Source organism: Mesorhizobium sp. M7D.F.Ca.US.004.03.1.1 (genome assembly GCF_003998635.1).
GTDB classification, from domain to species: Bacteria; Pseudomonadota; Alphaproteobacteria; order Rhizobiales; family Rhizobiaceae; genus Mesorhizobium; species Mesorhizobium loti.
On record NZ_RZQG01000965.1, the window covers coordinates 1 to 2,149 of the forward strand.

At 62.8% G+C, this 2,149-nt stretch carries 2 protein-coding genes and 1 pseudogene; all 3 read right to left on the minus strand.

All coding sequences use genetic code 11. From position 1 onward, the window contains the following. A partial coding sequence (locus EN935_RS32555; RefSeq protein WP_127374048.1) for a substrate-binding domain-containing protein occupies positions 1–789 on the minus strand: 789 nt, incomplete at its 3' end. Between the two features lie 165 nt (positions 790–954). After that, positions 955–1,869, minus strand: a complete 915-nt coding sequence (locus tag EN935_RS32560) for a sugar phosphate isomerase/epimerase (protein ID WP_127264246.1) — start codon at positions 1,867–1,869, stop codon at positions 955–957. A 38-nt stretch (positions 1,870–1,907) separates the two neighbouring features. Continuing rightward, positions 1,908–2,149: pseudogene (locus EN935_RS32565) on the minus strand (mannitol dehydrogenase family protein); the annotation flags it as partial.

Genomic DNA, 2,149 nt, shown 5'->3' on the forward strand with positions numbered 1-2,149 from the left:
GTTGGTGACCGCGGCACCGACGAGGCCCTTGACCGAGCTCAGCTGGCCGACGAAGCCGGCATTGTCGGCGCCGACCACCGGCACCAGCGGCGCCTGCGACTCGACCAGCGCGTCGACGATGACGTTGTCGATGCCCGAGGTCCACACGCCGTTGATCGGCGTGCCAGTGGCGAGGAAGGACAGCATCTGCTGCTTGGCCTGGTCCTGCTGCCAGCCGGTGAAGACTTCCTGCGCGACCTTCACGTCGGGGAATTCGGCCAACGCCTTCTTGAAGCCCTTGTCGCGGTCAGAGTCGGCGGACGCGCCGGCGGCACCGCGCATGTAGAACACGTCGCCCTTGCCACCCATCTGCTGGAACAGCCATTTGGCGCCGAGATAGGCATACTGTTCCTGGTTGTTGGAGATGATGTAGGCCGACGGCTCGGTGACCGCCTGGTCGACGGCAACGACGACGATGCCGGCCTTGGTGGCTTCTTCCAGGCCCGCCTTGATGCCGGCCGGATCGGCCGGGTTGACGACGATGGCGTCGACCTTGGCGCTGATCAGGTTGCGGATATCTTCCAACTGGCCGGCGGCATCGGTGTTGCGGTGGGCGATGTTGAGCTTGGCGACCTCGCCGGACGCCAGCGCCTGTGCCTTCATGGCGCAGACCATCTCCTCGCGCCAGCCATTGCCCTGCACGGTGTTGGAGATGCCGATCGTGTATTTGCCGGCGGCTGCCGAGACGCCCACCGAGGCCAGCAAGGCAGCACCCGCAAGCAGCGGGACCATGGTCAGGATTTTCTTCATTTCAGACTTCCTCCACATTGTTTTTCAGTTTCAGTTCCAAGTCGTTGAAGCGCATTGCTTGGAAAGTGATTCAGGCGCTGCGCTTCAAGTCGTTGTCCTCCACATGTCGTTGCCGACCTGTATTCTTGTCATGCATGTCGGTTTGGGCGACATGCATTTGTGCCGTCATTTGACGAAGGGCCGCAGCATGTCGCGGGCGAGCAGAAAACCCCGCTTGACCTGGTCTTCGCTGCCTTCAAATCGCCTGTCCTCGTGTTCGATGATGACCGACCCGTCATAGCCGGCACGGTAGAGGCCGGAGAAGAAGCCGCTCCAGTCGACATCGCCCAGCCCCGGCATGCGCGGCACCTGCCAGCCTATGCCGGAAGAGAGGATTCCGCGCTCATACAAACCATCACGATCAATCATCAGGTCCTTGGCGTGGACATGCAGCATGTAGGCGCCGAATTCCCTGATGAAGCGGGCCTGGTCGATCATCTGCCAAACCAGGTGTGACGGGTCGAAATTCATGCCGACATCGCCGCCCCAGGTTTCGAGGATGCGGCGCCAGACCTGCGGCGAATAGGCGATGTTGTGCCCGCCCGGCCACTCGTCATAGCTGAAGATCATCGGGCAGTTCTCGAAGGCGAGTTTTACACCATGCTCGCGCGCATGGGCGACGATTTCGGGCCAGACCTTGAGCGCCTCCTGCCAGTTGACGTCGACGGTCTTCGAAGCATCGCCGCCGCAGAAGGTGTTGACGACAGGCACGCCCATATTGGCGGCCAGCACGATCACCTTCTTCAGATGGCCGATCACGTCGTCGCGGTGGGCGGCATCGGGGTGCAGCGGGTTGGGGTAGTAGCCGAGACCGGAGACCGACAGGTTCTTCTCGGTCAGCGAAGCGACGATTTCTTTCGCCTGCGCGGCGGAGGTCGAGGCGGCGTCGATATGGCTGGTTCCGGCATAGCGGCGGCTGGCGCCGGAGGATTTCGGCCAGCAGGCGATCTCCAGCGCCTCGAAGCCGGCCGCGCTTGCCCAGCCGGCAACCTCGCCAAGCGACGTCTCCGCGAACGGTGCGGTGAGCACTCCAAGTTTCATACTGCCTCCCCTGGTCGTGAATTCACGACCGACTAGTACTATGCAGATCGAGCCGGCCGCTTCAACCGTGTGGTGTCGGCTTGTTTCAGATTGCGCCTGACGGTTGCCATCGGATCGTCCGAAAGCAGCCCATCGAGCGCCGATGTTACGGCCTTGCGGAACGTCTCGTTCGCGGCAAGGCCGGGGTCGAAAATCGTGTCGATGGCAAGGATGCCGGCCACCAGTGCCTTCGCATCGCGGCCGGTTGCGTCGGCAATCGCGGCGACCTTGCCGGCATAGG